At 62.9% G+C, this 20,080-nt stretch carries 30 protein-coding genes; 13 read left to right on the top strand and 17 right to left on the bottom strand.

Going from position 1 to position 20,080, the window contains the following annotated elements:
• The 3 genes from E8A46_RS17100 to E8A46_RS17090 form a co-directional block, all read left to right on the top strand.
• The coding region (locus tag E8A46_RS17100) for a L,D-transpeptidase (RefSeq protein ID WP_291563109.1) at nt 1-401 on the top strand (401 nt) is incomplete at its 5' end.
• A 138-nt stretch (nt 402-539) separates the two neighbouring features.
• Entirely contained in the window at nt 540-935 is a 396-nt protein-coding gene (locus E8A46_RS17095; protein WP_291563107.1) for a GFA family protein, read from the top strand.
• A 138-nt stretch (nt 936-1,073) separates the two neighbouring features.
• Nucleotides 1,074-1,724: a hypothetical protein gene (locus E8A46_RS17090; protein WP_291563105.1), complete on the top strand. Its 651-nt coding sequence runs from the start codon at nt 1,074-1,076 to the stop codon at nt 1,722-1,724.
• Between the two features lie 81 nt (nt 1,725-1,805).
• Here the strand turns inward: E8A46_RS17090 and E8A46_RS17085 are convergent, their stop codons facing one another.
• Both E8A46_RS17085 and E8A46_RS17080 read right to left on the bottom strand, forming a co-directional pair.
• Nucleotides 1,806-2,765 (bottom strand): D-2-hydroxyacid dehydrogenase family protein, encoded by a 960-nt coding sequence (locus E8A46_RS17085; protein ID WP_291563115.1) that lies wholly within the window; start codon nt 2,763-2,765, stop codon nt 1,806-1,808.
• A gap of 179 nt (nt 2,766-2,944) precedes the next feature.
• A complete protein-coding gene (locus tag E8A46_RS17080) occupies nt 2,945-3,151 on the bottom strand; it encodes a hypothetical protein (RefSeq protein WP_291563102.1) in 207 nt (68 codons plus the stop codon).
• 394 nt (nt 3,152-3,545) lie between these two features.
• On the opposite strand from E8A46_RS17080, the gene ettA reads away from it, so the two are divergent.
• Nucleotides 3,546-5,198, top strand: coding sequence for an energy-dependent translational throttle protein EttA (gene ettA / locus E8A46_RS17075; RefSeq protein WP_291563099.1), 1,653 nt, complete (start codon nt 3,546-3,548; stop codon nt 5,196-5,198).
• Between the two features lie 38 nt (nt 5,199-5,236).
• Here the strand turns inward: ettA and E8A46_RS17070 are convergent, their stop codons facing one another.
• Nucleotides 5,237-5,815 (bottom strand): disulfide bond formation protein B, encoded by a 579-nt coding sequence (locus tag E8A46_RS17070; RefSeq protein WP_291563096.1) that lies wholly within the window; start codon nt 5,813-5,815, stop codon nt 5,237-5,239.
• Nucleotides 5,812-6,030 (bottom strand): hypothetical protein, encoded by a 219-nt coding sequence (locus E8A46_RS17065; RefSeq protein WP_291563093.1) that lies wholly within the window; start codon nt 6,028-6,030, stop codon nt 5,812-5,814. The genes E8A46_RS17070 and E8A46_RS17065 overlap by 4 nt, the downstream gene beginning before the upstream one ends.
• A 111-nt stretch (nt 6,031-6,141) precedes the next feature.
• On the opposite strand from E8A46_RS17065, the gene E8A46_RS17060 reads away from it, so the two are divergent.
• A complete protein-coding gene (locus E8A46_RS17060; RefSeq protein ID WP_291563091.1) occupies nt 6,142-7,377 on the top strand; it encodes a lytic murein transglycosylase in 1,236 nt (411 codons plus the stop codon).
• Between the two features lie 98 nt (nt 7,378-7,475).
• On the opposite strand, the gene E8A46_RS17055 is transcribed toward E8A46_RS17060, so the two are convergent.
• Both E8A46_RS17055 and E8A46_RS17050 read right to left on the bottom strand, forming a co-directional pair.
• Nucleotides 7,476-7,757 (bottom strand): hypothetical protein, encoded by a 282-nt coding sequence (locus E8A46_RS17055; protein WP_291563088.1) that lies wholly within the window; start codon nt 7,755-7,757, stop codon nt 7,476-7,478.
• Between the two features lie 237 nt (nt 7,758-7,994).
• Nucleotides 7,995-8,303 (bottom strand): hypothetical protein, encoded by a 309-nt coding sequence (locus E8A46_RS17050; RefSeq protein ID WP_291563086.1) that lies wholly within the window; start codon nt 8,301-8,303, stop codon nt 7,995-7,997.
• Nucleotides 8,304-8,833: 530 nt separating this feature from the next.
• Here E8A46_RS17050 and E8A46_RS17045 point away from each other — a divergent pair.
• Together E8A46_RS17045 and bfr are read left to right on the top strand one after the other, a co-directional pair.
• Nucleotides 8,834-9,100 carry a (2Fe-2S)-binding protein gene (locus E8A46_RS17045; RefSeq protein WP_291563083.1) on the top strand — a complete coding sequence of 89 codons (267 nt, stop codon included), beginning with the start codon at nt 8,834-8,836 and terminating at the stop codon, nt 9,098-9,100.
• Nucleotides 9,101-9,266: 166 nt separating this feature from the next.
• On the top strand, nt 9,267-9,752 hold the full coding sequence (gene bfr, locus E8A46_RS17040; protein WP_079538250.1) for a bacterioferritin: 486 nt from the start codon (nt 9,267-9,269) through the stop codon (nt 9,750-9,752).
• A gap of 177 nt (nt 9,753-9,929) precedes the next feature.
• On the opposite strand, the gene E8A46_RS17035 is transcribed toward bfr, so the two are convergent.
• The 5 genes from E8A46_RS17035 to E8A46_RS17015 all read right to left on the bottom strand — a co-directional run bounded on the left by E8A46_RS17035 (nt 9,930) and on the right by E8A46_RS17015 (nt 13,059).
• Nucleotides 9,930-10,535 (bottom strand): MSMEG_1061 family FMN-dependent PPOX-type flavoprotein, encoded by a 606-nt coding sequence (locus E8A46_RS17035; protein ID WP_291563075.1) that lies wholly within the window; start codon nt 10,533-10,535, stop codon nt 9,930-9,932.
• Between the two features lie 53 nt (nt 10,536-10,588).
• Nucleotides 10,589-11,023, bottom strand: a complete 435-nt coding sequence (locus E8A46_RS17030; RefSeq protein ID WP_291563072.1) for a DoxX family protein — start codon at nt 11,021-11,023, stop codon at nt 10,589-10,591.
• Between the two features lie 54 nt (nt 11,024-11,077).
• Nucleotides 11,078-11,431, bottom strand: coding sequence for a hypothetical protein (locus E8A46_RS17025; RefSeq protein ID WP_291563069.1), 354 nt, complete (start codon nt 11,429-11,431; stop codon nt 11,078-11,080).
• Between the two features lie 169 nt (nt 11,432-11,600).
• The gene (locus E8A46_RS17020) at nt 11,601-12,674 is read right to left on the bottom strand and encodes an alpha/beta fold hydrolase (protein WP_291563067.1); all 1,074 of its coding nucleotides are present in this window, start codon (nt 12,672-12,674) and stop codon (nt 11,601-11,603) included.
• Between the two features lie 139 nt (nt 12,675-12,813).
• On the bottom strand, nt 12,814-13,059 hold the full coding sequence (locus E8A46_RS17015) for a DUF2188 domain-containing protein (protein WP_291563065.1): 246 nt from the start codon (nt 13,057-13,059) through the stop codon (nt 12,814-12,816).
• 160 nt (nt 13,060-13,219) lie between these two features.
• Between E8A46_RS17015 and E8A46_RS17010 the strand changes: the two genes are divergently transcribed.
• Nucleotides 13,220-13,492, top strand: coding sequence for a DUF2277 domain-containing protein (locus tag E8A46_RS17010; RefSeq protein WP_291563062.1), 273 nt, complete (start codon nt 13,220-13,222; stop codon nt 13,490-13,492).
• Here E8A46_RS17010 and E8A46_RS17005 read toward each other — a convergent pair whose 3' ends face one another.
• Nucleotides 13,493-13,699: a hypothetical protein gene (locus tag E8A46_RS17005; RefSeq protein WP_291563060.1), complete on the bottom strand. Its 207-nt coding sequence runs from the start codon at nt 13,697-13,699 to the stop codon at nt 13,493-13,495.
• Nucleotides 13,700-13,883: 184 nt separating this feature from the next.
• Between E8A46_RS17005 and E8A46_RS17000 the strand changes: the two genes are divergently transcribed.
• A complete protein-coding gene (locus tag E8A46_RS17000) occupies nt 13,884-14,207 on the top strand; it encodes a hypothetical protein (RefSeq protein WP_291563057.1) in 324 nt (107 codons plus the stop codon).
• A gap of 31 nt (nt 14,208-14,238) precedes the next feature.
• Here E8A46_RS17000 and E8A46_RS16995 read toward each other — a convergent pair whose 3' ends face one another.
• Nucleotides 14,239-14,742, bottom strand: coding sequence for a collagen-like protein (locus E8A46_RS16995; protein ID WP_291563054.1), 504 nt, complete (start codon nt 14,740-14,742; stop codon nt 14,239-14,241).
• Between the two features lie 154 nt (nt 14,743-14,896).
• On the opposite strand from E8A46_RS16995, the gene E8A46_RS16990 reads away from it, so the two are divergent.
• Nucleotides 14,897-15,145: a hypothetical protein gene (locus tag E8A46_RS16990; protein WP_291563113.1), complete on the top strand. Its 249-nt coding sequence runs from the start codon at nt 14,897-14,899 to the stop codon at nt 15,143-15,145.
• A 109-nt stretch (nt 15,146-15,254) separates the two neighbouring features.
• Here E8A46_RS16990 and E8A46_RS16985 read toward each other — a convergent pair whose 3' ends face one another.
• Nucleotides 15,255-16,022 (bottom strand): SDR family oxidoreductase, encoded by a 768-nt coding sequence (locus tag E8A46_RS16985; protein WP_291563050.1) that lies wholly within the window; start codon nt 16,020-16,022, stop codon nt 15,255-15,257.
• 116 nt (nt 16,023-16,138) lie between these two features.
• Between E8A46_RS16985 and E8A46_RS16980 the strand changes: the two genes are divergently transcribed.
• Nucleotides 16,139-16,627, top strand: coding sequence for a hypothetical protein (locus E8A46_RS16980; RefSeq protein ID WP_291563047.1), 489 nt, complete (start codon nt 16,139-16,141; stop codon nt 16,625-16,627).
• A 13-nt stretch (nt 16,628-16,640) separates the two neighbouring features.
• Here E8A46_RS16980 and E8A46_RS16975 read toward each other — a convergent pair whose 3' ends face one another.
• Together E8A46_RS16975 and E8A46_RS16970 are read right to left on the bottom strand one after the other, a co-directional pair.
• Entirely contained in the window at nt 16,641-16,991 is a 351-nt protein-coding gene (locus E8A46_RS16975; protein ID WP_291563045.1) for an enhanced serine sensitivity protein SseB C-terminal domain-containing protein, read from the bottom strand.
• Nucleotides 16,992-17,073: 82 nt separating this feature from the next.
• On the bottom strand, nt 17,074-17,325 hold the full coding sequence (locus E8A46_RS16970) for a hypothetical protein (protein WP_291563042.1): 252 nt from the start codon (nt 17,323-17,325) through the stop codon (nt 17,074-17,076).
• A gap of 226 nt (nt 17,326-17,551) precedes the next feature.
• Here E8A46_RS16970 and E8A46_RS16965 point away from each other — a divergent pair, with 226 nt between their 5' ends.
• On the top strand, nt 17,552-17,977 hold the full coding sequence (locus E8A46_RS16965; protein ID WP_291563039.1) for a hypothetical protein: 426 nt from the start codon (nt 17,552-17,554) through the stop codon (nt 17,975-17,977).
• A gap of 1,020 nt (nt 17,978-18,997) precedes the next feature.
• On the opposite strand, the gene E8A46_RS16960 is transcribed toward E8A46_RS16965, so the two are convergent.
• Entirely contained in the window at nt 18,998-19,255 is a 258-nt protein-coding gene (locus tag E8A46_RS16960; RefSeq protein ID WP_291563037.1) for a hypothetical protein, read from the bottom strand.
• A 300-nt stretch (nt 19,256-19,555) separates the two neighbouring features.
• On the opposite strand from E8A46_RS16960, the gene E8A46_RS16955 reads away from it, so the two are divergent.
• Entirely contained in the window at nt 19,556-19,996 is a 441-nt protein-coding gene (locus E8A46_RS16955) for a hypothetical protein (RefSeq protein ID WP_291563035.1), read from the top strand.
• Nucleotides 19,997-20,080 lie beyond the last annotated feature (84 nt).

Here is a 20,080-nt window from a genome sequence, read left to right as displayed (position 1 = left end):
GGCATCCGCCGACGGAGATGATCGAGCGCCAGCCCTATCTGCCGCGTTTCATGGCCGGTGGCCCCGGCAATCCGCTCGGCGCGCGCGCGATGTATCTCGGCAATACAGTCTATCGCATCCACGGCACCAACCAGCCTTCGACGATCGGCAAGTTCGTCTCCTCGGGTTGCATCGGCATGCTGAACGAGGACGTCTCGGACCTGTTCGATCGCGTCAAGGTCGGCACCCGCGTCGTCGTGCTTCCGGGCGGGCCGCCGCCGGGAACCGCAACCGCCTCGGCGGCGCCGATGCCGGGGACCAGTGCTTTGCCGAATCCCGGGCCGGCGCTTCCTCCGCCGAGCGTTCCCGGCACGCAGCCCACCGTGGTACCGCCGCTCCCCGCGCCGGTGACGGTGCGCTAGATCGGCTGCGGATTCCGACGTCGTCCTGAGGCGCGAGCCAGTGCGCGCCTCGAAGGATGATTGTTTGGCAGGGTAGTCGTCTCACGTCGTTGCGAGTCCCGCATCAGGGATCGAGCGTCGGATAATCAGGGAAGTCAAATGACGGTGGTGCGCGGTGGGTGCCTCTGCCAATCGGTCGGTTTCGAAGTTGATCTTCCGTTCATCAAGTTCGTGAAGTGCCACTGCTCACGCTGCCGGAGGGCGACGGGCAGTGCTTTCGCTGCCAATGCATACGTTCTCCCAGCCGCATTTCGCTGGACCTGCGGTTCGGAGCTTGTCGTTCGCTTCGATCTGCCGGAGGCGCGGAGCTTTTCAACTTCCTTTTGCAGCCTATGCGGCTCACCGCTCCCGCACAGCACCCGCAGCGGCCGGGAAGTCATCATTCCCGCGGGCTCTCTCATGGATGACCCAGGCGCATCGCCCAGCGTCGAATCATGCTGGAGTTCGCGTGCATCCTGGCTGTCGGACGCAATCGATTTACCCACGACCGACTAACTCGACGCGTCGAGTTGCGGACCTGTTCGACCCACACGAGTTCCAGTGCGCAATCGCCTTGATCTCGTTCGGTGAGACGCGATTAACCGTTCGTTCATAAAAGTCGGATTGTCTGGACTTTCCGTAGATCGCGGAACGATGGTTGCCCGTATCTCGTGGGGCCGGAAGGAGCTGGCGGTGAGTGCAATCGCTGCGACCCAGGGCGCTAGCCGAATTTCGCCCGTGAACGAGAAGCTCTATCACCAGAGTAATCTGCTGGGCGACTGGAAAGGCTCATTCTCGAACAACCATCAAGCCGTCGAATTCAAGGTCGTGAGCATCTCCGGTAGCACGGCGCAGATCGAGTATACTCATAACGGGCATACGGAGAGAGGCACCGCCACCGTCGATCAGAACTTCATCACTTTCGGCAATGTCTCGATCGCGACCCGTGATGGAAAGAAGGCCGCGCTGGAGTTTTCATTCGGGACGGCGAAACAGGACGCTAGTCTCAACAAGGCCGCCGCCCCTGCCACGGACCAGAACCCGCTGATCGGCAGCTGGATCGGCAGTACGGACAAGCAGACCGCCTCCTTCCAGGTCCTCTCGATCAATGGGCGGGATGCGCAGGTCAGATATACCATCGATGGGCAGAGCGGGCAGGGTGTCGGCGACGTCGTCAACAATGCTGTCATCTTCGGCAAGGTGTTGCTCTCGGTCACCGATGGATTGAACGGGAAGGTGACATTCCCGGCCCCCGGGAAGACGTTGTCGCTCAGTGTAAAGAAGTTCACACCAAAGACCGCGTGATATCTCGGGCAGCGCTCAATCTGCTGGCCGGCGCGCCAGGAGCGTTGCCGCGAGCGGTAAGGCCCGGTTGAACCTTTCTTCTTACGCCAACCTTCGCACCGGCTCGCCCTTGAACCAGCCGTCGATGCCTTCGACCATCTGGCTGTAATGGGCGACAAAGGTTTCCCGCGTGACGTAGCCGAGATGCGGCGTCACTACGAGGTTGTCGAGCTTGCGGAAGGGATGGTCGACCGGAAGCGGCTCGACCGAGAACACGTCCACCGCCGCGCCGGCGATCTTGCGCGCTTTCAGGGTTTCCAGAAGTGCCGCTTCATCGACGATCGGCCCACGCGCCGTGTTGACGAGATAGCTGGTCGGCTTCATGCGGGCGAGATCGGCTGCTCCGACCAGGCCCCGCGAGCGCTGGCTCAGCACCACATGAATGGTAATCATGTCGGCGGTCGAGAATAATTCTTCCTTGGTGGCGTAGCCGACGCCGACTTCCTTGCATCGCTCCGGCGTCAGGTTCGGGCTCCAGGCGATCACGTTCATGCCGAACGCCTTCGCCAGCCCCGACACCTTGGCCCCTAACTTGCCGAGCCCGACCACCCCCAGCGTCTTGCCCTCGATCTCGATGCCGACGAATTTCTGTAAGGGTTCGCCGGCATGCATGCGGGCGTTCTCGCGGCCGATATTGCGGGTCAGCTCCAGGATCAGGCCCATCGTCAGCGGCGCGGTGGGATCGCGGGGCCATTGCGTCCCGCACAGCACCACCTGCTTCTCCTTGGCGGCCTCCATATCGATCGAATTATTGCGCATTCCCGAGGTGATCAGGAGTTTCAGGTTGGGCAAGGCGGCAAACATCGCGCGCGGGAACGGCGTGCGCTCGCGCATCGCGCAGATGATCTCGAAATCCTTCAGCGCGCTCCCGGCTGCCTCGGGAGAAGCAAACGGCTGGTTGAAGACAGTGACATCGACCCGGTCCTTGATCTTCGACCAGTCCGCGACCGATAAGGCCAGATTGAGATAGTCATCGAGAATTGCACAGCGCAGCCGCGTCATGGGGGGTCCGTTCATGGCGATGATGACGGCGCCTGGGGCGCGCCGCCTTTGAAAACGCGCCATGGTCGCGCGCCGCGCTTTCCCACGCAAGCGCCTGGACCATCAAAAATACGGGCGGGCGTCTTTGCGGCCTGCAGACCTCAGTGATTCGCAAGCCGGCAAAAAATGTAAGGGTATGGTCAGCCGGTGCGTTTGTGCGACGATCCTGCGCGCTTGGCGCGGCAGGCGGGACCGGGGCCGCGCATGTAATAGAGCTCCGGCCGGTAGGGGTCGAACGCTTTGGCGAAGAATTGCCGCCAAAAGGCGCGGATTTCGGCGAAGGGCCCCGACCGTCCGTCGCGGGTGCGGGTCGGGGAGGAGAGGGAGCCCGAGGTGATGGTCGCCATGACGAATCCTGTCTTTTTTCCGGCGGCTTCTGTCGCGCGGAGCGCTTTCTGGGGCGCTGACGGGTAGTTTCGGGCGCGAGTTGTTAAAAGAAGGTTTCAATTGTCGCTATCCGTGTTCTTACTGGTGAACAGATGGAAAACGGCTAGTGTCCCCCGAACCCGAAGTTCGCCCGAACTCGCGGCGACCTCTCAGCGAACTTCGGGTTCGAAAGGGACACTGGAAACCCATGATTTCAGTGTGGTTTTGGCTCAGAAGTTCACTTGAAGAACCCGCTGCGAAAAATGAAGTGAACTTCTGAGCTACCACACTGGCTGCGGTTGCCCTTTGGAGGCCGCGCCGCTACATCAGCCCCAGCCAAATTTCCTTAAATCCTCTCGTTTTTCAGGGATCGCGATGGCCCGCCAGTTCGTCTATTTCATGCAAGGCCTGTCCAAGACCTATCCGCCCAACCGGAAGGTGCTCGATAACGTCCATCTGTCGTTCTATCCGGACGCCAAGATCGGCGTGCTCGGCGTCAATGGTTCCGGCAAATCGACGCTGCTGCGGATCATGGCCGGCCTCGACAAGGAATATACCGGCGAGGCCTGGGTGGCCGAGGGCGCGCGTGTCGGCTACCTCGAGCAGGAACCGCAGCTCGACGCCACCAAGACCGTACGCGAGAACGTCATGCTGGGCGTTGCCAAGCAGAAGGCGATCCTCGATCGCTACAACGAGCTGGCGATGAATTATTCCGAAGAGACCGCCGACGAGATGACCAAATTGCAGGACGAGATCGAGGCCGCCGGCCTGTGGGATCTCGACAGCAAGGTCGATCAGGCGATGGACGCGCTGCGCTGCCCGCCGGACGATTCCGATGTGACAAAACTCTCCGGCGGCGAGCGCCGCCGCGTCGCGCTGTGCAAGCTGCTGCTCGACCAGCCCGAACTCCTGCTGCTGGACGAGCCGACCAACCATCTCGACGCGGAATCGGTGTCATGGCTGGAAGGCCATTTGCGCAACTATCCTGGCGCCATCCTGATCGTCACCCATGACCGTTACTTCCTCGACAACGTCACGTCATGGATTCTCGAACTCGACCGCGGCAAGGGGATTCCCTACGAGGGCAATTACTCGTCCTGGCTGGTGCAGAAGCAGAAGCGCCTCGCGCAGGAAGGCCGCGAGGATGTCGCGCATCAGCGCACCCTCGCCCGCGAGCAGGAATGGATCGCGGCCTCGCCGAAAGCGCGCCAGGCCAAATCCAAGGCGCGCTACCAGCGCTACGAGGACCTTCTGAAGCAGGCGAGCGAGAAACAGACCCAGACCGCGCAGATCACGATCCCGGTGGCCGAGCGGCTCGGCCAGAACGTGATCGATTTCGAGGGCCTGACCAAGGGCTTCGGCGACCGCCTCCTGATCGACAACCTCACCTTCAAGCTGCCGCCCGGCGGCATTGTCGGGGTGATCGGCCCCAACGGCGCCGGCAAGACCACACTGTTCCGGATGATCACCGGACAGGAAAAGCCGGACAAGGGCACCATCACGGTCGGCGAGAGCGTGCATCTGGGCTATGTCGACCAGTCGCGCGACAGTCTCGACGGCAAGAAGAGCGTGTGGGAGGAAATTTCCGGCGGCAATGAACTGATCCTGCTCGGCAAGCGCGAGGTCAATTCGCGCGGCTATTGTTCGTCGTTCAACTTCAAGGGCGCCGACCAGCAGAAGAAGGTCGGTGCGCTGTCGGGCGGCGAGCGCAACCGTGTCCATCTGGCCAAGATGCTCAAATCCGGCGCCAACGTCTTGCTGCTCGACGAGCCGACCAACGACCTCGACGTCGACACGCTGCGCGCGCTCGAAGAGGCGCTGGAGGATTTCGCCGGCTGCGCCGTGATCATCAGCCACGACCGCTGGTTCCTCGACCGCATCGCCACCCACATGCTGGCCTTCGAAGGCGACAGCCACGTCGAATGGTTCGAAGGCAACTTCCAGGATTATGAAAAGGACAAGATGCGCAGGCTGGGCCAGGATTCCATCATCCCGCACCGCGTAAAATACAAGAAGCTGACGCGGTGATGGAGAACTCGGCTCGATGGCGCAATCGTCGATCCGTCCTATAAACCGCCCAGCAATCTGTATCCCGATGTATGGCAGGCGTCGGCGCCGCACTGAAGGATGACCGAGCCAAAATTGATTAGGCCAATTGCGATCACGTAGAGGCTCAAGAGCTTTGCAAGGCGGCCGAGCGCGGCCGGCGGCGGTCGGTCGCGCAGATGCTCGTCGCCGAGGATCGCAAATTTGATGGCGAAGGCAGCCAGGATCGCCATGGCGATCACGACCGACCACACCGGCATGTGCAAGCCAAGAACCGCGCTGCCGATATAGCTGTGGCCGGGCCTCGGATAGATATCGAGCAAGGTCTGGCGCACCGAGACCATCATCAGCAAGAGCGCGAACAGCATGCCGACGCCGTCGTTGCGCGCGGAATAGCCGTGGCGGAAGTGCATGATAATGCCGAAGCAGACGCCGAACATCGCCACGCGTTGCAGCAGGCACAACGGGCAGGGGATCTCGCCGCCGTCATATTGCAGAACCATGGCCGCCGTCAGAATGGCAGCCATCGTCAGCATCATCGCAAGCTGGAAGAGATCGTTGAGCGTCGCGGGCAGGCGGGCGCCCGTCGTTCTGTTCATGCGGGGTCTCCGCGCGACCAGACCTGCGGGACCGCATCGAGCTCGACCTGCAGCCACGGCATGCGGAAGCCATATTCCGGGCTGTATATTTCAAACAGGAACAGTCCGATCGACAGGGCCACGCACGCCAGCATCGCCGCAACGGCGAGCCACCGCGGCCCGCAATAGGCGGCGAGAAGCGCAAGTGACAGGGTCGCGAACACGACAAGCATCATCCTCAAACGCTCCACGACCGGCACCGGCCAAGGCGGGGCATCGTCACGAGCCCGGCATTGGCCTTCGCAGTTTGCCGCCGGGACGATATACCAGCATGCCGGGAGATGGATATGTCGTTTAAAGCGAAAATCACGGCGGTTGCGATCGTCCTGCAAGCGATCGCCATGCACGGCGTCGCCGCCGCATCCGACGCCGGCTTCACGGCGTTCATTGCCTCGCTGTGGCCGGAGGCGCAGGCCGAAGGTGTCTCGCGCGCCAGCTTCGACGCCGAAACGCGCGGCCTCGAGCCGGACTACAAATTGCCCGACCTGATCTTGCCGGGGCGCCCCGCCACCGGCGCGCCGTCGCAGGCCGAGTTTGTGCAGGTGCCGGCCGATTATTTGAAGGAAGCCAGCATCGCCAGGCTTGCCGAGGAAGGGCAGCGGCTGATGGCGAAGTATCGCCCGGCGCTCACCGGGATCGAGCAACGCTTCGGCGTGCCGGCTCCAATCGTGCTCGCGATCTGGGGCCGCGAAACCGACTTTGGCCGCTACACGCTGCCTTACGACGGGCTGCGGGTGCTGGCGACGCAGGCCTATGTCGGCCGCCGCAAGGAGCAGTATCGCACCGAGTTCATTCTGGCGCTCAAGCTGATCAATGACGGCGAGGTGACGCGCAAGGACATGCGCGCGTCGTGGGCGGGCGCCACGGGCCTGACGCAATTCCTGCCGTCGGAATTCTACAAGCATGCGGTGGATTTTGACGGCGACGGCCGCAAGGACATCTGGCATTCGGTGCCGGACGCGCTGGCTTCGGCCGCGCAGCAGCTCGTCAATAAGGGCTGGCAGCCGGGCTTGCGCTGGGCCTACGAGGTGCGCCCGCCCGCCAATGTCGATTGCACGATGGGCGTGCCGGAGGTGACAAAGCCGATCGGCGAATGGTTGCACGACGGTTTTACGCCGGTGCGCGGACAAAAGCTGAGCGCGGCCGAGCAGGCGCAGCCGGCCTCGCTGTTGCAGCCGGAAGGCATCTACGGCCCGGCGTTCCTGAGCACCAGGAATTATTTCGTGATCAAGGAATACAATTTTTCGGACTTGTACGTGCTGTTCGTCGGCCATCTCAGCGACCGCATGGTGAGCCCACAGGCCTTCGCGACGCCGTGGTCGGCGTCGACCCAGTTGCGCACCGCCGACGTCGAGGCCATGCAGCGTCACCTCACGCGCATCGGTCTCTATGCCGACAAGGTCGACGGCAAGGCGGGAATGAAGACCCGCGCGGCGCTCGGCGCCTATCAGAAGAAGGCCGGCCTCAAGGTGGATTGCTGGCCGAGCGAAGCCGTGCTGCGTTCGATCGCTGCTGCGCGCTGATGAGAAGCAATGTTCAGGATGAGAACAGAAAAAACCCGGCCGAAGCATCGGCCGGGTTTTGAAATCAAGGCGCTGAATTCAGCGCCGGTCCGCTCAGATCAATTGCAGACTTGGATGCGGCGGAAGCGCCAGTCGTAACCGTCCCAGTAACGCTCGCGAACCCAGCGGCAGGGCGCCTCTTCCACGTAGACCGGACCGCCGGCATAGTAGCCCGGCGGGGGCGGCGGCGGGCTGGCGGCGATGGCTCCGCCGACGATCGCGCCGCCGATGATGCCGCCAGCCACGGCGGCACCGAGGCCGCGCTGAGCGCTGGCGGGAGTCGAGGCCAGCGCAACGGCGATCGTTGCAACCGCGACCAAGGCAGCAAATGTCTTCCTCATATTGTGGGCTCTCCTGGAGATGATGGCGCCCTCAGTCAGCGCCGGGGTTAAGATGACTCACACGCCGAACTCGAATTTTCACCCTGTCGCTAAAAAGCGCACAATGGTCAATCCAAAGTAAACGCTCCCCAAGGCATTGGCCTGAAAGACGGTTTTTTCAGGCCAATACCCCAAGGCATTTCCGAAAACAAACGGTTTTCGGGGTAGCTGGTTTGTTTTAATCAAGATGAACGGATGTCAGTCGCAAACCTGCACGCGGCGGATACGCCAGCCATAACCATCCCAGAAGCGCTGACGCTGCCAGTAGCAGCCTGGTCCACCAGCGACATAGGCCGGGCCGCCGTAATATCCGTAACCGGGCCCGTAATAGCCGGGTCCGTATCCATAGGGACTGGCCGCAATCGCGCCGCCGACGATGGCGCCGCCGATCAGTCCGCCGGCGACAGCCGCGCCAAGACCGCGTTGGGCATGGGCGGGCGCAGGGGCCGCCACGGCCGAAACGGCCAGGGTGGCGATGGCGGCCAGTGCCATCAATGTTTTCCTCATGGCGTTACCTTTCTAATTGAGCAAGACAGCGGATAAAGCGGTCTGCAGCGGTAAAAGTTCCACATTTCACTTGAATGATCAATGAACGGGGTGGCCATATTTGGCGACCAATCTTGACGAAATTGGGCGTTTTTGCGACGCAAAAACTCGCCGCCGGCGGTGCCAAGTGTTGGTGACGCCAATGCCGGACCGCCGGACCAATCGGCGACCGTCGGCGGGCCGCGGCAGTTATTCCGGCGAAGATGGCGGAAGCCATTCTCTCAACTGGATCGACATCGGCAATGCCGCATCCGATAGCTCGGGCCATTCGGGGCGGAGCTACAGCGGGCGAGGCAGCGGCGGAGGTGATTGATGTCGCCCGGCCGCGAAAAGGATCGGGACTTTGATCTGCCGCAACAACGGCTTTTAGATTCATTCCAGGGTGCTTCGGGATCAGTTTGGAATCACTTCAAAACAGGGTTTTTCCTTTTGCCTCCCGCCGCGGTCTTAAGTATCGATGGCTCCGCATCACCCAAGGGTTTTTCCGTTAAATGATTGTCTGTTCCTGCAACGTCCTCAGCGACCACGATGTCCGCAGTGCCGTCGAGTCAGCGCAAGACCTTCCCCGTAGTGCCAAGCAGATCTATGGCTGCCTCGGTTGCAGCGCCGAATGCGGCCGATGCGCGCGCACCATCAAGACCATCATTGACGAGGCTCTGGGCGCTTGCGCCGAGGCTTGCTGCTCCGGCTGCCCGCACAGCCAGACCGCTGCGCATCAGCACGTCCATGGCGTGTTGGCGCTCGAAACTGTCGCCTGAACCTTTGGGAATGGCGTTAGCCTTGCCCGCCCGGCGCTTTCAGCGACGGGCAATAACGCACAATCCGAACGCCAAACCGCTTACACTTTGGCGGATCATGCGCTAGTAGCGTTGCAGCTTAACTCACAAGGGCCGTCTTCAGTGGCCCCGGCAGCGAGAGTGCATCATGCAGGGCGACGCAAAAGTCATCGACTATCTCAACAAGGGTTTGCGGCACGAGCTCACCGCCATCAACCAGTATTGGCTGCATTATCGGCTCTTGAACAATTGGGGCCTGCTGGAGATGGCCAAGACCTGGCGCAAGGAATCCATCGAGGAGATGGAGCACGCCGACAAGTTCACCGATCGCATTCTGTTTCTCGACGGGTTTCCCAACATGCAGGTGCTCGATCCCTTGCGGATCGGCCAGAACGTCAAGGAGATCATCGAGTGCGATCTGGCGGCCGAGATCAGCGCCCGCAATCTCTACCAGGAAGCGGCGACCTACTGCCACGGCGTCAAGGATTACGTCTCGCGCGACCTGTTCGAAAGCCTGATGAAGGACGAGGAGCATCACATCGATTTCCTAGAGACCCAGCTCGATTTGATCGGGCGGATCGGGCTTGAGCTCTACACCCAGAAACATGTCGGCGGATTGGAGAGCGAGCACTGACGCGACGTGAGCGTCGTCCCCGCGAAAGCGGGGACCCATAACCACCGATGCTCATTGTTTACGCCGGACCGCCGCTCCAGCCTGCTCAACCACCCACGCCTGTGGTTATGGGGCCCGGCTCGCGCTTGCCTTGCTCGCTTGGCCGGGATGACAGGCTGGAGGGACCTGACCGCCCCCTCACAACTGCGTCTGGTAGCGCGCCTCGACTTCGGCCTGGGATTCCGGCTCGCCGAGCCTGGTCTGGTCGTGGATCACCTGGCTGATCGAGGGAAACATCGCGCGTTCGACTTGCGTCTCTTTCGACCACAGGCGCGCGCGCATCAGCGCCTTGCCGCAATGGAAATAGGCCTCGTGCACATCGATGCGCAGCACGGCGCGCGGCAGTTTGCCGAACTCCTCCATCGCGGCCAGCAGTTTCGGATCCGCCGACAGTCTGCCCGTGCCACCGACGCGCAGCGTCTCGTCGATGCCGGGCACGAAGAAGATCAGTTGCACGAAGCCCGAACCCTCGACGATGTTCTTGAAGCTGTCGATCCGGTTGTTGCCGGATCGATCCGGCATCAAAAGCTGGTTGGAAGCCGCGACGCTGACAAAGCCGGGATGGCCGCCGCGCGGCGAGGCATCGACGCTGCCGTCGGTCCCCGACGTCGCGAGCACGCAAAACGGCGACATCGCGATGAATTTTTTTGCGTGAATGTCGATTTCCGAGCGCGCCTTCGCGATCACCCGCGGTGTGGGGTTCGGATAAATCGTCTTGAGGTCGCTGGCGGCAAGGTCGCTCACATTCCGTCTCCGGCAAGTGACGGGCCGAGACTATCATCGCGGTCAGGCACCAGCTACCCCTTAATCCCGCGGTGCCGCCACGGCCAATCGATGATGTCGGCGCAATAGAGCGCCCACCAGACCAGCACCGACTGAAACAACAGCCGTGGCCCGTGATAGAGCCAGCTATTGGCGATGAAGGGCAGGTCGATGCCCTCGATCGCGTGCTTGAAATTGGCCGGCCAGACACAGATCGCATACGCCGCCAATGCAATGCCGGCAGACCTGCGCAGCGGCCTCGTCACCAGGGCGACGGCGCCGGCGAGTTCGCACAGTCCGGTGATAAGGATGACCTCGCGCGCGAACGGGACCCATGATGGCGTGATCGCGAGCAGCTTGTCGGGCGCCCAGAGATGCGCCATTCCCGCCGCCGCGTAGAACGCGGCGAGAACCCAGCGCATCACGGCACGGACGGTGGCGGAACGATCAGGCAGCATGTCGGACGACATGGGCGGAGATAACAGTTGCCGCAAGGCAATGCCATCCACCGGCGTCGTTGGAAGTCACACAGCGTCCGCGGGAACAAAACAACTGATCACGATGCCGCCACGGTGGTGCACATACCACACCACGGCTTCGCCGACCGGATTGCCGCGGTCGCGGATGATGGCATGCGCTGGAACCTGCATCCACTGGCCTTCGATCGGCACCCAATAGGCGCCCTCGTGGAAATCATATTCGGTGCGATGCCCGTCAGAAATGTCACAGCAGGGCACGCCATTCGGCGCCATCACGCCCTTGAACCAGGCGCGGATGTCGGCGGGGACGTTCTCGTATTGACCGTTGTCGAAGGCGAGCGCCGCGCTCGCCAGCACGCAACTCGACGCCAGCAAGGCGATCTGCGCGAAGCTTCGCATCCGATCCTCCACAGCGTTTGGCTGCATCATCGTCGCGCGCCGCTGTTGCGGCAAGTCACGAATCAACAACTGACCGCGATTAGGCCTTAGCTGTCAGGCGGATGCATGCTCAAAAAATATGCGGGCCACGCGACGCAGCAAATTGATGCGATGCGAAATTCCGGGGTCGTCACATCGTGCGCTGCGGCGCCGTCTGCAGCAATTCCCGGAGTTGCTGCTTGTAGAACGCCGCATTGCCGGTGGTGAGGTGTCCACGCGTCTCGGCGCTGGCAGGGATCAGATAGAGCCTGCCGTTCCTGACCCGCTTCATCGCGTCAGCGGTGATGCCGGTTTCCGGCGGGTTGCGTTCGTCGTCGTCGGCATTGATCGCAAGCAGCCTGGCCTCGATCCGCTCGAGCCCGGCTGAAGGATTGTAATCGTGCGAAGCCTGCCACTGGTAGATGAAGTCGTTGGCATCCGCCGTGATTGGCGTCGCCAGCCGATCATCGACCATCTTGTCGGCTTTGTCAGCCGTCGGGGCCAGCGCCTGGTAGCCGAGCGTGCCGCCGGCGGAGGCGATGCCATAGGCGGCGACGGCGTATTTCATCATCCGCGGCTGCGCGGTGTAATTACCGCCATTGTAATCCGGATCGTTGCGGATGGTTTCGATCATCATCCGCCGCAGCATCCAGTTGCGTGCCGCCATCTCGGTCGGCTGCGCCGCCATCGGTACCAGCGCATCCATGAGGTCGGGATATTTCCCGGCCCAGATCCAGGTGTGCATGCCGCCCATGGAATTGCCGATCACGAGCCGCAGATGCCTGAGGCCGAGACCTTCCTTGACGAGGCGATACTGCGCATCGACCATGTCCTCGTAATTGTATTTCGGAAACGCCGTCTTCATGCCGTCCGACGGTTTTGAGGATTTGCCGTGGCCGACGCTGTCGGGAATGATGATGTAATATTTCGACGCATCGAGCGGCTGGCCGGGGCCGAACAATTCGCCGGCAAAGGTCGGCGTCAGCATGCTCGCGGCCGAGCCGCCGGATCCGTGCAGCACCAGCACCGGCTGGCCGGTCGGCTCGCCGATGGTGGTGTAGTGAAGCTTCAGCTCCGGCATGATCTCGCCGGTGTGGAATTTGAAATCCCTGGCGATGAAGTCGCCTTGCCTCGGCGCGGGATAGTCTGCCGCCAGCACAGTAAGGGAGGTCATTGCAAAGATCACTGCCAGGAAGACCGAAAGCGCCGCACGCGAATATTTCATGGTGCATTTCCCCAGGGGCGCGTCCGCGTTGTCGGGGCCGCTTTCCGTGGGCGCCAGACTATCACGCCGCGCGCGACGACCGAAGAGTTCGGGGCCGCAGGTGCAGGGTCAAACTTTCGATGTGAGCGCGCGTCGCCGCTTACGGCTTGTCCTCGACATCGGTCTCGGGCCGGTCGCTGCCGGCGGCGGTCTCGGTGTGCCATTTCCCGTCCGGGGTCTCGTATTCGATCGCCTCGGTGCGCCCGGGCACCCGCTGCTCGGCGGCGGCGCGCTTGGCGGCGGCAAGGGCCGCGGCGTGGGTCGGGAAGCTTTCCGAAAACACGCCGTTGACGGTGTAGGCCCAGCCGCCGTCATGCTGGACGATCTTGTAGGTGACGTGGCTCATCGGGAACTCGCTTTTTGCTGGCATTTTGTTGGCTTTGGCACCGCGACAGGGGTGAACGCGTCGCTCATTCTATGACAAAATCGGCCGCGATACAGGATTTTGCGCCTCCGGATCGCCGGCCCGTGCGATCCGGCGCCGCCCTGCGCATAGGAGAAAACAAATGTGCCGCAACATCAAGACGCTGTTCAATTTCGAGCCGCCAGCGACCGAGGACGAAATTCACGCCTCGGCGGTGCAGTTCGTGCGCAAGCTTTCGGGTTTCAACAAGCCGTCGCAGGCCAATGCGGAAGCCTTCGACCTCGCGGTCGCGGAGGTAGCCGTCGCCGCCCGCCGGCTCCTGACTTCGCTGCATACGCACGCGCCGGTGCGCGACCGTGAGATCGAGGCCGAGAAAGCAAAGGAGCGGTCAAGGCTGAGGTTCGGGACGGGATAGTTAGTGGACGGCCACTTGAATGCCTGACGCGAACATCGCGGGCTTGCCGGCCTTGGTGGGGCTGACATTCTGGGTCTGCTCCAGACCGTCGCCGCCGCCGGAATGAACGGCGATGCTGATTCCGGCTACCGCCGTGGTGAACATCAATGCGATCACCACGATCTTCAAATGCGTGGTCCGATCGACGCTGTAAAATGAGTGATTCATCTGAGCCTCCGCCCCAAATTGCAGAACCGCACACCTCTTCGAATCACGGTGTAGCCGGAATCGGCGGAAAGCCATATTTCGCTCGATAACTTAAGGGGCTCAGCTTAAGTAGTTTACCGGAGATCGCGATCGGCTAATGGGCGAACGATCGAGCGGCAGAGGACAAGCGGAATAGGGGTGGTTGATGGCCTTGTATGTCTATGTCGCGTGGTTCTTTGCCGGTGCGTTTCTCGCCAACGCCATCCCGCACATCGTGCAGGGCATTTGCGGCAACCGGTTTCAGACCCCTTTCGCCTCGCCACCTGGCGTCGGCGAATCTTCCGCCGCCGTCAACGTGATCTGGGGGTTTATCAATTTCGCGATCGGCGGGGCGCTGCTGTACATCTTCCTGCCGCAGCTGCCGCCGCCCTGGCCATTATGCGTGGCGGCGCTGATCGGCGCGTTCGTCATGGCGCTGTGGCTGGCCAGGCACTTCGGCAGGGTGCGGAATTCGCCGCCGCATCCTTGAGGCGCGATGCCAGCGCGCCGCCCGCGCCGACCTACTTCTTGTGCTTGTCCTTATTCTTGTGGCGCTTTTTCTTCTTGCGGTGCTCTTTCTCGTCCGCATCCTCGTCGAACGCTTGGTCGGGCTCTTCCAGGAGCGCCTCGTAGGTACTCGCTTCGCGTTCGGCGGCCTCGGTCGCCTCGCGTTCGCGCAGGCGCTTGTAGTCTTCCCAGGCGTCGAACAACAGATGCAGCCACGGCATCACCTGCTCGATCGAAGGCAACGGGCCGGGCGGACCGGCTTCGCCCCTCGCGCCGGGTTTGCCTTGCGGACCGGCTTCGCCGGGTTTGCCTTGCGGCCCCGGTTTGCCCGCTGGACCGGGTTCACCGCGTTTGCCCTGCAGTCCCGGCTTGCCCAGTGGTCCCGCCTTGCCGCGCGGACCGTCAGGCCCGGGCCGTCCGGGATGGCCCTGCGGCCCGGGACGTCCCGGCTCGCCCGGTCGCCCCCGAGCGCCCTGCGGCCCCGGCCGTCCCTGCCGGCTGACTGTGTCGTTCGCCACCTGCGCTCTCCCGGTTATTCCGAACGGATTTCTTAGCAGAGGATCGATCAAAGCAGCAATTGCGCGATGCCAGTCGGCGGATTTGATCAACATCAATCGTGATCGGCGCCGGCCATGGCATCGAGATGCGGCAGGCGAGACCAAGGTGCAGGCGATGAAGGCGGGTTGGAAGGTGTTCTTGCTGTTCAGCGCCGTTTTCGCTGTTGCCTTCGGCGCCGAGCGGATGTTCGTCCCTGACATTGTGCCGATTGCCTTCGCGGAGGAGCCGCAGCCTTTGGGGTCGGTCGCTACCGCCTTCGTGCTGCGCGCGATCGAGTTGATGTCGGCCAGCGTGGCGGTCGCAGCGCTGGTCCTCGCGGTCGGGGCGTGGGCGCAGCGCCTGACGCACCGCCGCGTCAATTGAGGTTGAGAAGAAATCGTCGCGCGCAGGCTGGATTGCCTCGTCGCTGACGCTCCCTTGCGCAAACGCTTCGCGTTTGTCGCAGGCAATGACGGTGGAACAGCCGCGCATCTCAGATCGTCCGGTAGCCACCGTCGGCCATCACGATCGATCCCGTCACGTAAGATGAGAGATCGGAGGCGAGGAAGATTGCCGGTCCGACGATATCCTCGGGCTTGCCGGCGCGGCCCAGCGGGGTGTGGTCCATGAAGATCTTGATCAAATCGGGATCGTTGGCGCGCACCTGCGCGTTCAACGGCGTCTCGATCAGGCCGGGGCCGATCGCATTGACGCGCACGCCGTATTTGCCGAGTTCGGCGGCGAGCGCCCGGGTGAAGCCGAGCACGCCGTGTTTCGAGGTGGTGTAGGCCGGCGAGTTCGGCGTGCGCACATGCATGAAGGACTGGATCGATCCGATATTGACGATCCGCCCCTTGGTCGCGCGCAGCGCGTCGAGGAAGGCATGCGTGACGTTGAAGGTGCCGTTGAGGTTGATGGCGATGATGTCGTCCCAGTCCTTGAACACGGACGTGGGCTCGGCGGTGAACGGGTTGCGGCGGTTGATGCCGGCATTGTTGACCAGGATCGACACCGGCCCGAGCTGCGCGGCGACGCGCTTGGCGATCGCGATGCAGTCCTCGCGTTTGGTGACATCGAGCGCGAAGCTCGCGGCCCGGCCGCCGGCCTCGCGAATTTCCTGCGCCGCCTCCTCGGCCGCTTTGGCGTTGACGTCGACGAGCGCGACCTGCGCGCCCTCGCGGGCGTAGCCGGCCGCGATTGCGCGCCCGATTCCGGAAGCTGCGCCGGTCACGACGGCGATATGATCTTCGAGTAACGGCATGGCGGTTTCCTCATGTTCCGGTTCTTAAGGCTTTCCTACAAACTAATTCAAATCGCCCGCGACAGAAACCAAAACAGTTACCGGCGCATGGTATTGATTCGCTGCGGTATTGCGCCATGGACAGACAGCTTTCGGAATGGAAGGTCGAGATCGACCGGATCTGGTCGGCGGACGCGCCTGACTATGGCGAAGCCGTGCGCATCGCCTCGCATATGGCCGGGGCCGGCGAGGAGACGGTGCTGCGGCAGGCGGCCTCGCAGGCGCTGCCGATCCTGCGCGCCGCGGCACTTGCCGACGCGGACAAGATCACCCGGGATGCCGCGCGGCGCCGGCTCGGCATGCTTCGCGACCTGCTGCATGCGTTCGTCACCCCGCAATTCGGCAAGCGCCAGGCACCCTTGCAGTCGCCGACGCCGGAGCAGCGCTACCGGCAACTGCTGGGATTGCCGCTCGGCGGTCGTCTCTCGAGCACCGAAATCCACCGCGCCTACAAGCGGCTCGCCAAGCGCGCGCATCCGGACGGCGGCGGCAACGTGAAGGCGTTTCTGGAGCTGTCGGCGGCACGCGACGCGCTGATGCAGGAGCAGCGCGCGCGGCGGAACTGATCGGACGCAGCGCTCAGTGACGGCCCGCATGGCGGTCATAGAATGGCGGGCAGGCATCGCTGATTTCGGCGTCGAGCTCGCCGCTGAGAAAAACAATGTCGAGATGGTCCTCGGTGTTGAACAGCACCGCGAAGGCCTTGCCCAGTTGTTCGGCCAGTTTCGGGCTCTCCTCTTCATCGTCGGTCAACAGGCCGAGCATCACGCCGGAGGTGCTGCCGTCATAGATCACGCGCGCGAGGTAGGCCCTGGTCACGGTGGCGTCGAGGCGGAGCAGGACCGCGAGCGCCTCCTTCAGGCGCTGCTCGGCCGGGCCGTCCTGCTCGCCCAGGAAGGTGATGTCGGGAACGGAGAACTGGTGCAGCAATCAAACCTCCCGCGCGACGATGGTGGGCACCGTGCCAGAACGCGCGCCGATACCCACCGTTCCGCCGATCGACTTTAAGTTTTTAGAGCGTGCAGTAGTGCTTGCGCATCAGCATTTCCTTGACCGCCAGCGCCCGCTCGAAGCTCGGCTGCCGGTGGGTCATGGTGGTGTAGTGCACCGGCCACGGCGCGGTGGGGAAGGCCTCGTCCCAGACCTGGCAGAAGCCGGTGTCGTGCCAGCGGATCACATGGAAACCGGCCTCGGCCGGGCTGGTGGCGGCGAGTGCGGTCACGGCAATGAAGGCGGTGGCACAAAGCAGGGAAAGTCGACGCATGATGCTAATATCTCCGGTTAAGAAATGTCGAACCCTCGCCGCAATGATCTTGCGGAGATCGGGCGCCGGGGACGGGGGAGGCCCCGGACATGGGTTGAGTGTCGGGCAGGACGGAACCGGTTCAATCGAGGAGGTTGCAAATTCCCTCCTGAAAGAGCATAGGGCGGACAAACGCGACCTGTACGGCGCAGCTTGAGAGAGCCGATTCGCCGCGGGGGAGGATGTCATGAGTGCGAACAGCGACGAGAAAATCAGGCCGGTCGATCCCGAGCGGTTTCATCAGGCGCTGGGCGTCTATCAGGCGGCGCTGGCCGCGGCAGCCCCGCAGGCGGGCGCGGGTGAATCTTCCGCAAGCGCGGACATTCCCGGCAATCGCGGCATCGTCGCGGTGAAGAAGGAATTTCCCGACGCGAACGAATTCCAGAGCCTGAGTCTGCGGCTGCAGCGATTTGCCGAAATCATCGGCGACAGGAAGCTGATCAAATGGGGCATGGTCCATCACAGCGAAGGCGGCATCGAGGTCCATGACGCCGTGATCAATGCGCTGGCGGCAGCCCCCTTCCGCAAATCCGGCGTGCTCGACAAGCCGGCGTTTCACAGCCTGGTCAGGGCGGAATTTACCAGGCTGGAGGCGGAGGAGGCCGCGCCGTAGGTTTGGAATGCAGGTGGGTTAGGCTAACGATTTGGCGAGGCGCGGCTCGATGACAGGCGCGCCATACGGCTAATCCGCAAAAAGTCGTAATACCCCGCGCAGGCGGGGTATCCAGTACGCCGCGGCTTCTCGATTCTATCGCAACTGTTCTGGAATACTGGATCATCCGCTTTCGCGGATGATGACAGCCGGGGCGCACCACTGATTCAAATATCAAACAGCCAGGATTCAAGCCGTCATTGCGAGGAGCGTGAGCGACGAAGCAATCCATTCCCGTGCGGTACGATGGATTGCTTCGCTAGCGCTCGCAATGACGGCAAGACACGACTTCGCGATCTCGCGGCCCGATATGCCCGAGGTTTGCCAGAAATTTCCTTACCCTCCAATCAGAGGGCGCAGGGAATGCCGGGCGCCCGATGCGCCCGATAGCCGCGTGTGCGACGGTAGAAAGCGAAAAGCACACGCGTTAGTCAGGTCACACCGGAAACACCCGGCATTCCCCGCGCAATGGTTTTACGGCTTACTTCGCGCTCTCCCCGGTGACCGGGCTTTCTTGCCACCGTCGCCGGCGGAATCGCTTCCGCCAACTTGATGCCAGCGTCGGGGCATCAGGACCACACGACTTCGCCGTCCGCGATCGCGCCATTCGTCAAAGGCGCCATCCGCGTCCACCGCATCCCGCCCCACGTTCGTGACGATCGCGAAACGCCCCTCGTGATGGAGCGGGACGGAATCAAAATATTTCTGAGTCTACCCGGCGGTCAAGGGAAATTCGGAAAATCAGAAATTAATCGGGCCGTCGGCGGCGATCATTGACTCACGGCGTCATCCCCGGATGAGCGCAATTGCGCTCACTGGGGAGGTGCGAGCGAAGCGAGCCTCGAAGGATGGCAACATACACGGACTCGCGACCATCCTTCGAGGCCCGCGCGAGAGCGCGGGCGCCTCAGGATGACAGTCATTGTCTGGCTACCTGCGCCGTCGCGGCCTCGACCAGTCTCCCGGTCCTTGCTCGGGCTCTCAGAGCGTGCAGTGGCGCTGCTGCCGCATCTGTTCCTGCACCGCCGCGGCGGCGGTGAAGGTCGGCACCGGCTTGCTGACCACCTTGTAATCCGACGGCCAGCGCACGGGCTTCGACGTCATCTCGTCGCTCCAGATCTGGCAGATGCCGGTGTTGTCCCAGCGGATCACATAATAGCCGGCCTGCGCGGGCGTGATGACGGCGAGGCTGGCGGCGGCGATGCCGGCGGCGGCAAACAGAGCGGTAACGCGACGCATGACAAATCTCCCAGCTGGATAGAATGATGTCCCGGTCCGGCGGCGCCTTGCGGGCCGCGGCGGTGCCTATCCTGTGATGGCGCGGATATCGAAGCGGTGCGGCAAAAGCGTGGCGGTTGCAGGTGGAAGAGGCCGCGATCGTTCGCGCCTGCGGCCTCAGCCCGCGCCGGACATCGCAGAGCTTGTCAGCGTAGTCATGCGAACCGGTGGCCGATCCGTGCTTTGCTTGCTACCGTCGATCAGGTTGCGAATCGATCCGCCTCGCAACGCCCGCCTTGCAAGGATTCCAGGGAGACCCCAATGAAAATATCATCCGCCATCCGTGTCGCGCTGCTGGCGCTGACGGCGTTCGCCGGCGCTGCGCTGCCCTCCGCCGCCTTTGCCGACGAGGGCACCGTGACGCTGGTGATCTACAAGGCGGGATGGATCATCGGCGGCTCGGGCGGCAGCGGCACGCTGTACTTTCACGGCAGGGCCTATCCGCTGTCCACCGGCGGACTGGACTATGGCCTCGTGTTCGGCGGATCGAGGACGGTGCTGCACGGCCGCGTGCACCACATCTGGCGGCCGTCGGATATCGCCGGGGTCTATGGCGCGGCCGGCGCGGGTCTGACGATCGGCGGCGGCGCCCGCGCGATCGTGCTGGCCAACCAGAAGGGCGCGGTGCTGGAATTGTCGGGCACGCAAGTAGGCCTGATGGCGAACGCCGATCTGAGCGGGCTGGCGATCTCGCTGCGATAGGGGGGAGCGTTTCTCACCGTGACGCGTTCCCCCGGATTGCGCGAGAAGGCTGTCCTGCGCTCAATGTCGTCCCTGCGAAAGCAG

The organism is Bradyrhizobium sp. (genome assembly GCF_004799445.1).
Taxonomy (GTDB): domain Bacteria; phylum Pseudomonadota; class Alphaproteobacteria; order Rhizobiales; family Xanthobacteraceae; genus Bradyrhizobium.
The sequence above is the reverse complement of the archived record's forward strand: the minus strand, read 5'-3'. Positions and strand labels throughout refer to the sequence as shown.

Coding starts and splice junctions, on each gene's coding strand:
- E8A46_RS17045 (WP_291563083.1), top strand. CDS start 8,834: ATGATTGTCTGTTCCTGCAACGTCCTCAGCGACCACGATGTCCGCAGT.
- ettA (WP_291563099.1), top strand. CDS start 3,546: ATGGCCCGCCAGTTCGTCTATTTCATGCAAGGCCTGTCCAAGACCTAT.
- E8A46_RS17050 (WP_291563086.1), bottom strand. CDS start 8,303: ATGAGGAAAACATTGATGGCACTGGCCGCCATCGCCACCCTGGCCGTT.
- E8A46_RS17015 (WP_291563065.1), bottom strand. CDS start 13,059: ATGAGCCACGTCACCTACAAGATCGTCCAGCATGACGGCGGCTGGGCC.
- E8A46_RS17055 (WP_291563088.1), bottom strand. CDS start 7,757: ATGAGGAAGACATTTGCTGCCTTGGTCGCGGTTGCAACGATCGCCGTT.
- E8A46_RS17000 (WP_291563057.1), top strand. CDS start 13,884: ATGGCCTTGTATGTCTATGTCGCGTGGTTCTTTGCCGGTGCGTTTCTC.
- E8A46_RS16970 (WP_291563042.1), bottom strand. CDS start 17,325: ATGCGTCGACTTTCCCTGCTTTGTGCCACCGCCTTCATTGCCGTGACC.
- E8A46_RS16960 (WP_291563037.1), bottom strand. CDS start 19,255: ATGCGTCGCGTTACCGCTCTGTTTGCCGCCGCCGGCATCGCCGCCGCC.
- E8A46_RS17060 (WP_291563091.1), top strand. CDS start 6,142: ATGTCGTTTAAAGCGAAAATCACGGCGGTTGCGATCGTCCTGCAAGCG.
- bfr (WP_079538250.1), top strand. CDS start 9,267: ATGCAGGGCGACGCAAAAGTCATCGACTATCTCAACAAGGGTTTGCGG.
- E8A46_RS16985 (WP_291563050.1), bottom strand. CDS start 16,022: ATGCCGTTACTCGAAGATCATATCGCCGTCGTGACCGGCGCAGCTTCC.
- E8A46_RS16990 (WP_291563113.1), top strand. CDS start 14,897: ATGAAGGCGGGTTGGAAGGTGTTCTTGCTGTTCAGCGCCGTTTTCGCT.
- E8A46_RS17080 (WP_291563102.1), bottom strand. CDS start 3,151: ATGGCGACCATCACCTCGGGCTCCCTCTCCTCCCCGACCCGCACCCGC.
- E8A46_RS17030 (WP_291563072.1), bottom strand. CDS start 11,023: ATGTCGTCCGACATGCTGCCTGATCGTTCCGCCACCGTCCGTGCCGTG.
- E8A46_RS17070 (WP_291563096.1), bottom strand. CDS start 5,815: ATGAACAGAACGACGGGCGCCCGCCTGCCCGCGACGCTCAACGATCTC.
- E8A46_RS17020 (WP_291563067.1), bottom strand. CDS start 12,674: ATGAAATATTCGCGTGCGGCGCTTTCGGTCTTCCTGGCAGTGATCTTT.
- E8A46_RS16955 (WP_291563035.1), top strand. CDS start 19,556: ATGAAAATATCATCCGCCATCCGTGTCGCGCTGCTGGCGCTGACGGCG.
- E8A46_RS17090 (WP_291563105.1), top strand. CDS start 1,074: ATGGTTGCCCGTATCTCGTGGGGCCGGAAGGAGCTGGCGGTGAGTGCA.
- E8A46_RS16980 (WP_291563047.1), top strand. CDS start 16,139: ATGGACAGACAGCTTTCGGAATGGAAGGTCGAGATCGACCGGATCTGG.
- E8A46_RS17025 (WP_291563069.1), bottom strand. CDS start 11,431: ATGCGAAGCTTCGCGCAGATCGCCTTGCTGGCGTCGAGTTGCGTGCTG.
- E8A46_RS16965 (WP_291563039.1), top strand. CDS start 17,552: ATGAGTGCGAACAGCGACGAGAAAATCAGGCCGGTCGATCCCGAGCGG.
- E8A46_RS17005 (WP_291563060.1), bottom strand. CDS start 13,699: ATGAATCACTCATTTTACAGCGTCGATCGGACCACGCATTTGAAGATC.
- E8A46_RS17065 (WP_291563093.1), bottom strand. CDS start 6,030: ATGATGCTTGTCGTGTTCGCGACCCTGTCACTTGCGCTTCTCGCCGCC.
- E8A46_RS17085 (WP_291563115.1), bottom strand. CDS start 2,765: ATGACGCGGCTGCGCTGTGCAATTCTCGATGACTATCTCAATCTGGCC.
- E8A46_RS17010 (WP_291563062.1), top strand. CDS start 13,220: ATGTGCCGCAACATCAAGACGCTGTTCAATTTCGAGCCGCCAGCGACC.
- E8A46_RS17095 (WP_291563107.1), top strand. CDS start 540: ATGACGGTGGTGCGCGGTGGGTGCCTCTGCCAATCGGTCGGTTTCGAA.